Origin of the sequence: Mesorhizobium sp. Cs1321R2N1 (genome assembly GCF_037179725.1) — a bacterium.
Classification (GTDB): domain Bacteria; phylum Pseudomonadota; class Alphaproteobacteria; order Rhizobiales; family Rhizobiaceae; genus Mesorhizobium; species Mesorhizobium salmacidum.
Window position 1 is genome coordinate 1 of record NZ_JAPYKP010000216.1, and the last position, 6665, is coordinate 6665.

Below are 6665 nucleotides of genomic sequence, written 5' to 3' on the forward strand. Positions count from 1 at the left end.
CGTCATCATGTCGTCGACGGTCTTCATCATCCGGGCGGATGCCTGATAGGTGTGCTCGAGATCGAGCATCAGCGACATCTCTTGATCGACATTGACGCCGGTTGCGTTGGACAAGGCATCGGCACTGTGCCCGACGACATTTTCTCGCTCGTAGCCATTCCCGCCGACCGGATGGGTGCAGCCGACCGGCAGCTCGCCGGCCGCATCCTCTTCGCCGCCAAGGAAGCGGTCTACAAGGCTGCCTATCGGCTGGATCGCGAAGTGCTGGGCTATGAGGACATCGCCGTTGACCTCGAAACCGGCCACGCGACAACGAAGATGGGCCGCAATGTCAGCATCGCATACTGCATCGCCCCGCGCGTGGTCGTGCTGGCGTTTATTGCAGAATAGGCATCGGCCTATTCGCTAACTATCTCGCAATAATCCCTCACCTCGCCGTCCAGCCCGCGTATCCGCCAGCTCTGCCCGCCCTGCCCCTCGACATGGCAAGATCCGAGCGGCACCTTGCCTCCCCCATCCGGCAGGTCGATGACATAGACCGGATTGCAGATGCCCGACAGGCGGGACCGCAGCGCTTCCACCAGCGCCTGGCCTTCGGCGATCGTGGTGCGGCGGTGCGCCATGCCGCGCGCCAGGTCGCCATGGTGCAGGTAATAGGGTTTTATCCCCAGCCGGTACATCAGCTCGCGGCAGAGCTCTTCCAGCACCTCGACCGTATCGTTGACGCCCTTGAGCAGAACGCTCTGGTTAAGCAGCACGAAGCCCGCCTGCCGCAAGGTGCGGCAAGCCGCCTCAGTCGCGGATGTGATCTCGCGCGCGTGGTTGAAGTGGGTGACCACCGTCACCATCAGCCGGCCCTGCAGTGCCGCCACGAGCCCTGGCGTGATGCGCGAAGGCAACGCCACCGGCACACGCGTGTGGATGCGCAAGAGCCGCACATGGGGGATGGTCTCGATGCGGGCACGGATTTCGGCAAGCGCCGCATCGGGCAGCGACAGCGGGTCGCCGCCGGTCAGGATCACCTCGCGGATTTCGGGGTGGCCGGCGATATAGGCCAGCGCCGGCTCCAGCGCCTCGCGCGTATAGCCCCGGCCGATCGAGGTCAGCGATTCCTTGCGGAAGCAGAACCGGCAATAGACCGCGCATTGATAGGTGGGGAATAAAAGCACCCTGTCGGCATGGCGATGCGTCAGCCTGGGCACCGGACTGAATTCATGGTCGGCGATCGGGTCGCCGAGCTCGCCCTCCGTCTCGTCCAATTCCCCCGGCGACGGGATCACCTGCGCCCGGATCGGATCGGCGGGATCGTTCCAGTCGATCAGGTCGAGATAGCTCTTTGGCGCGCGCACCTTGTGGAGCGTGGCGGCGGCTTGCGCGGCTTCGCGCTCGGCCGGCGAGAGCGGCAAGGAGGAGAGGTCGCGCACATGGCGCACGCCGGCGCGGACATCGTCCTGCCAAGCGGTGTCGGCGGCGCGGGTTGCATCTTTGAGGTCGGTCATCGGCAGGTCTCGGGCTGTTCGCGCGGACCTATCGGCTGGATGGGCAGCGCGGTCAACCACTGTCGCACCGCCAACCATGTCCACCGCGCTCTACGGCGCCACCTTTGCCTTCACAACCTCCGCCCACCTTTAGCCCGCCATCGCCACAAAGGCGCTTTCTATGCTTTCGAACCTCAGCTCCGGATAGAGCGTCCTGGCTTCAGGCGTGGCCGTCTCAAGCGCGGTCTCGCCGCGGATCCAGAATGCCCGCAGCAATCCAAGGCCGGGAACCGCCGCGATCAGCGCCTCAAGCTCCTCGAGGCTCATCTGCTTGACGCGCGGCGAGCGGCCGCTCACTTGCCGCCACAGCTCGATCATCGCACTCTGCGTGATCTTGTTCTGCGCGATCCGGATTTCGCCGCGAACGGCGTCGGGATCCTCCAGCGCACGCAAGGTGACCGCCGCGATATCCTTCTCGCTGACAAACGTCGCCGGCACATTGCCGTCGCCATAGAGCGTCACCTCGTCGGGCGGCAATGGCGACGAGCCGAAGCGCGTCAGGTCGCCCAGTGTCGCCACCCAGGTCGAGAAGAAGCCGTTGGTGTAGATCACCGTATAGGGCAGGTCGGCCTCCCTGACCGCATCGAAGACGGCCCGCTTGATGTCGAGCGGTTCGATCGAGCCGGGTGCGGCGGCGGCAAAGTCGAGGCCGAAACCGGCGGACGGCACATAGCGGGAGACGCCGGCATCCCTGACGGCGCGCACCAGCGTCATCTCGCTGGCCGATCCGACATGCACCGAGCTGATGACGCGATCGACCTTGCCGACAGCGCGCACAAGGCTGTCATAATCGTCGAGATCGCCGACATGCACCGTGGCGCCGAGCTCCTTCAGCGGGTGCATCCGCGCTTCATTGGCCGATGTGGCGGGCCGGACGAGGACGTGCAGGCTGTCGCCATTGCGCGCGCTGGCCTTCGCCATCTCGCTGCCGAGAAGTCCGGTCGCGCCGATGATCAATGTGCTGGTCATATCCCCCTCCCATTGCCGAGAATGGAACCGTCCCAGTCGCGTTCGAGGCCGATGTCATGCAAACGGCGATCGGAAAGCCGGGAGATCTGGCGCAGCGTGCGGCGGCGCTCGAACGCTGCCGCGCCTCGCATGGCAAGGCCGCTCATCGCGGCCCCGATGGGTCGAAGGGTCAAGGTCATAATCCGTCTCCTGTGTTTCACTGGGCGCAAGTCTGCCGATGTCGCCCGGGCGGGGCGAGCATGACGATTGCTCACACTTGTCTGGTCAATTCGGCGCATCGATGAACCGGAAGTCCGGTATGGATGCTTGGTACGCCTGAATATTGGGTCATTCGCGGCTGGACGACAAACGACTCTTTGTGCAGGATTTGTGAGCAACGCTCACAGGTCGAACCATGCCGCGCAGATTGCCGCCCCTCACCGCTTTGCCCGCCTTCGACGCGGCCGCGAGACATTTGAGTTTCTCCAAGGCCGCCGAAGAGCTCAACCTCACCCATGGCGCGGTCAGCCGCGCCATCCGCAACATCGAGGACAGGCTGGGCATCCAGCTCTTCGATCGCGGCACACGCTCCGTGCGCCTCACCGCTGTCGGCGCGGCCTATGCGGCGGAGGTCGGCAAGGCGCTCGACCAGATCGCCGCCGCCACCATCGCCGCCACGCCCGACCGCTCGACCCGCATCCTCAACGTCAGCACGTCGGATGGTTTCGCCGGGCGCTGGCTGGTGCCGAGGCTGCATCGCTTTCATCGCGCCAATCCCGACATCGACGTGCGGCTGGCGACCTCGGGCGTGCTGGCCGATTTCGTCAGCGACGGCATAGACATCTCCATCCGCTACGGGCGTGGCGGCTATACCGGGGTGACGGCGGAATTCCTCGCCGACGAAGAGGTCTTCCCCGTCTGCAGTCCCGAACTCCTGGAAGGCGACCATCCGCTGCGGCAGCCCGGGGATTTGAGGCATCACAAGCTGATCCACGATGCCTTCCGCATCGACTGGGCGACATGGCTTGACCAGGCCGGCGTCGAAGGCATCGACCCCAAACGCGGCGTGCGCTTCGATTCCGCCACCTTCGCCGTCGAGGCCGCCGTGCATGGCGAAGGCGTGCTGCTGGGCCGCAGCGCGCTGGTCTCGGCTGATCTTGCGGCAGGCCGGCTGGTCAGGCCCTTCGACCTCGCGCTGAAATCAGCCGCCAGCTACTACATCGTCTATCCCGAAGGCGCGCTGCGCCAGAAGAAGATCAGGGCCTTCCGCGACTGGCTGTTCGCCGAGATCGCGGTCGACTGGGTCAGCGCGAAGAAGAGCGGCTGATCCGAACGCCCGCCTTCCCTCTCTTACCGGCGAGATATCGCCGCCGTTCGGAGCGGAGGCTACGCAGCCAGTCAGTCCGACGGCTCGTCAGGCCGCTTGGGCATCACGATCTGGATGGGACGGCTGCCGATCGGCGCTCCGGTCCCGCGATCGATGCTGACCGGGTCGATTTCGGTTCCTGTCTCGGCGTCGAAGAACCGGGTGAAATTGCCACCGCCCCGGTGCCTTGCCCCCCATGCGGCGAGCGAAAACAGCACGGGAAGCAAATCCTGACCCGCCTGGGTCAGCACATATTCATCGCGTGGCGGCCGCTCTGAATATCGCCGTTTCTCCAGCAGCCCTTCCTCCGTCAGGGTTGCCAGCCGGCTGGTCAGCATCGTCGGGGCGATGCCGAGGTTCTTGCGAAATTCGTCGAAACGGCTGAGCCCCGCATGGGCGTCGCGCATGATCAGCATGCTCCACGTGTCGCCCACCGAGCCGAGGCTGCGGGCGATCAAACAGGGCTGGTTGGAAAGATTCTTCACGTCGATACCATTTTGATAGTGACTTACTACTAATTTGATAGTATCTGATCTCGCCAAGCCGTTCCACCGAAAAGTGAAGGTGACGGCCGGACAGCGCGCCGCTGGAGTCCCCAAATGAAGTTCTATCTGTGCAAGTACATCCCGCCCCGCGCCGACTTTCTCGCGACCATGACCGGCGACGAGCGGGAATGGATGAAGCAGCATGGCGCATTTCTGGACGAACTGCTCGATCGCGGACTGATCGTCGCCCATGGTCCGGTGATGGATCCAGGCGGCGGCTATGGCCTGTCGCTCTACCGGATCGCCGAGGACCAGGACATCCAGGCGATAACCTCGCAAGACCCCATCGTGAGGAATGGCGCCGGCCATTACGAACATCACCCCATGCTTCACCTGAGCGTGCGCGGCTGACAGGTCCGTCAGCACAAGCGCCATGACCCGTACATCTCGAAGGATATTGAAATGAATACCAAAAATCGCGGCGTCGCCGTCATCACCGGGGCAGCCGGCGGTATCGGACTTGCAACGGCCAAGGCCCTTCTGTCGGCCGGCTACCGCGTCTTCGGCACGAGCCGGAAAGCCACAACCGGGTCGCCGGCTGGGATCACCATGCTGAGCTGCGACGTGACCGATGCGGACTCCGTCGCACGCATGGTGTCGGAGGTCGTAAGCCAGGCCGGGCGCATAGACCTGCTCGTCAACAATGCCGGCAATGCACTGATCGCGGGCGCGGAAGAATCGTCGGTCGAACAGGCAAAGGCCCTTTTCGACGTCAACGTCTTCGGTCTCATCCGCGTCACAAACGAGGTACTGCCGATCATGCGGCGCCAGGGTAGCGGCCGGATCGTCAACATCAGCTCGGTCGTCGGCTTTGTCCCCAGCCCGTTCAGCGCGCTCTACACATCGACGAAACATGCCGTCGAGGGCTATTCCGAATCGCTGGATCATGAGGTCCGTCCCTTCGGTGTTCGCGTCCTGCTGGTCGAACCGGCCTTCACCCGCACCGCTCTCGATCACAATGCGACGAAGCCGGACAGGATGATGAGCGTCTATGATCAGGCACGGGCAACGGCGACCGCGGTCTGGAACAGTGCGATCGAAGCCGGCGATGCTCCCGAGATCGTCGGCCAGGCGGTCGTCACCGCGGCCACCGCGACATCGCCGAAGCTGCGCTATCCCGCCAGCAAGCAGGCGCACCGCCTGTACCTGCTGCGACGGTTCGTTCCCGCGAATGCTTTCGACAAAAGCCTTCGAAAACAGATGAACCTGCCGGCGTGACAAACGCCGCCGTTCGGGGCCAGTTTTGAGACGCCGCCCTGAACGAAGCGAGACAGGTGGACAGCCAAGAGCTGCCCACCCGGCCCCCGCACCATACCCCACGAACAGAGCGGACGTTGGTGTGCGCCGCCACCAGTCGTCATATGACGGGTATCGCGTTCGGAGGCCTATTCCTTGGCGCGAAAAGCTTCCGGCACGATGAAAACCTCGTCGGCGCGGCCATAGCCGCCGTCGGCGACTTCCTCCACCAGCACCATCGTGTAGGGCCGCACGCCCTCGCCGAAAAAATCGACGAACATGGCAGTCGTGCGATGGATGAGGTCTTCCTTCTGCGCCTTGGAGAGCGCCGCCTGCGGCATCTTGATGTTGGCGAACGGCATGATCTTTTCCTTGTTTCTGGAGGTTGGTTTCAGGTTTTGGGATGGAGCAGGTCGGCAAGGCAGCAGCGGCCCGCCGCCTCAGATCACGCCGCCATTGGCGCGGATGATTTGTCCGTTGACCCAGCCGCTGTCCGGCCCGGCCAGGAACGAGACCACCCCGGCAATGTCGTCGGGCTGGCCGAGCCTGCCGAGCGGGATCATTTTGGTGGTGGCCTCGATCTGCGCCGCGCTCTTGCCGTCCGTGAACAGCGCCGTCTCGACCGGCCCGGGCGCCACCGCGTTGACGGTGATGCGGCGCGCGCCAAGCTCCTTGGCCAGGATGTGCGTCATCGCCTCGACCGCCGCCTTGGTGGCGGCATAGACGCCGTAACCCGGCTGGTAGAGGCCAACGACGCTGCTCGAGAAATTGACGATGCGGCCGCCATCGCGAAGGCGTTTTGCGCCTTCGCGCATGCCGCGGAACACGCCGCCGAGATTGATCGCGACCTGGGCGTCGAAGAAGGCGTCATCGGCCTGCGCGATCGGCGAAAGCTTCATGATGCCGGCATTGTTGATAAGGATATCGATGCCGCCGAACGCCTTCTCGCCGGCATCGAAAAGGCTGGCGATGCCGGCCGGACCGGCGATATCGGCCTGCACGGCGATCGCCTTGCCGCCATCGGCTTCGATG

10 protein-coding genes and 1 pseudogene are annotated in these 6665 nt (G+C 64.4%); 4 read left to right on the top strand and 7 right to left on the bottom strand.

Translation table 11 applies throughout. The features are described 5' to 3' along the window. Window positions 1-126 (bottom strand): annotated as a pseudogene (locus O7A61_RS30245) (flagellar basal body rod C-terminal domain-containing protein); the annotation flags it as partial. Here O7A61_RS30245 and O7A61_RS30250 point away from each other — a divergent pair. Then, window positions 127-390: a 4'-phosphopantetheinyl transferase superfamily protein gene (locus O7A61_RS30250; RefSeq protein ID WP_337132876.1), complete on the top strand. Its 264-nt coding sequence runs from the start codon at window positions 127-129 to the stop codon at window positions 388-390. 8 nt (window positions 391-398) lie between these two features. Here O7A61_RS30250 and O7A61_RS30255 read toward each other — a convergent pair whose 3' ends face one another. The 3 genes from O7A61_RS30255 to O7A61_RS30265 form a co-directional block, all read right to left on the bottom strand. Then, window positions 399-1499: a KamA family radical SAM protein gene (locus tag O7A61_RS30255; RefSeq protein WP_337132870.1), complete on the bottom strand. Its 1101-nt coding sequence runs from the start codon at window positions 1497-1499 to the stop codon at window positions 399-401. 129 nt (window positions 1500-1628) lie between these two features. Then, on the bottom strand, window positions 1629-2507 hold the full coding sequence (locus O7A61_RS30260; RefSeq protein WP_337132871.1) for an NmrA family NAD(P)-binding protein: 879 nt from the start codon (window positions 2505-2507) through the stop codon (window positions 1629-1631). Then, entirely contained in the window at window positions 2504-2686 is a 183-nt protein-coding gene (locus tag O7A61_RS30265; protein ID WP_337108189.1) for a DUF1127 domain-containing protein, read from the bottom strand. The genes O7A61_RS30260 and O7A61_RS30265 overlap by 4 nt, the downstream gene beginning before the upstream one ends. Before the next feature lie 215 nt (window positions 2687-2901). Between O7A61_RS30265 and O7A61_RS30270 the strand changes: the two genes are divergently transcribed. Continuing rightward, window positions 2902-3813, top strand: coding sequence for a transcriptional regulator GcvA (locus tag O7A61_RS30270; RefSeq protein ID WP_337132872.1), 912 nt, complete (start codon window positions 2902-2904; stop codon window positions 3811-3813). A gap of 71 nt (window positions 3814-3884) precedes the next feature. On the opposite strand, the gene O7A61_RS30275 is transcribed toward O7A61_RS30270, so the two are convergent. Continuing rightward, window positions 3885-4337 carry a winged helix-turn-helix transcriptional regulator gene (locus O7A61_RS30275; RefSeq protein WP_337108191.1) on the bottom strand — a complete coding sequence of 151 codons (453 nt, stop codon included), beginning with the start codon at window positions 4335-4337 and terminating at the stop codon, window positions 3885-3887. Between the two features lie 114 nt (window positions 4338-4451). Here O7A61_RS30275 and O7A61_RS30280 point away from each other — a divergent pair, with 114 nt between their 5' ends. Then, on the top strand, window positions 4452-4748 hold the full coding sequence (locus tag O7A61_RS30280) for a YciI family protein (RefSeq protein ID WP_337132873.1): 297 nt from the start codon (window positions 4452-4454) through the stop codon (window positions 4746-4748). A gap of 51 nt (window positions 4749-4799) precedes the next feature. Then, on the top strand, window positions 4800-5615 hold the full coding sequence (locus tag O7A61_RS30285) for an oxidoreductase (RefSeq protein ID WP_337132874.1): 816 nt from the start codon (window positions 4800-4802) through the stop codon (window positions 5613-5615). 167 nt (window positions 5616-5782) lie between these two features. Here O7A61_RS30285 and O7A61_RS30290 read toward each other — a convergent pair whose 3' ends face one another. Both O7A61_RS30290 and O7A61_RS30295 read right to left on the bottom strand, forming a co-directional pair. Continuing rightward, on the bottom strand, window positions 5783-5995 hold the full coding sequence (locus O7A61_RS30290) for a tautomerase family protein (protein ID WP_027144271.1): 213 nt from the start codon (window positions 5993-5995) through the stop codon (window positions 5783-5785). A gap of 78 nt (window positions 5996-6073) precedes the next feature. After that, a partial coding sequence (locus O7A61_RS30295) for an SDR family oxidoreductase (protein ID WP_337132875.1) occupies window positions 6074-6665 on the bottom strand: 592 nt, incomplete at its 5' end.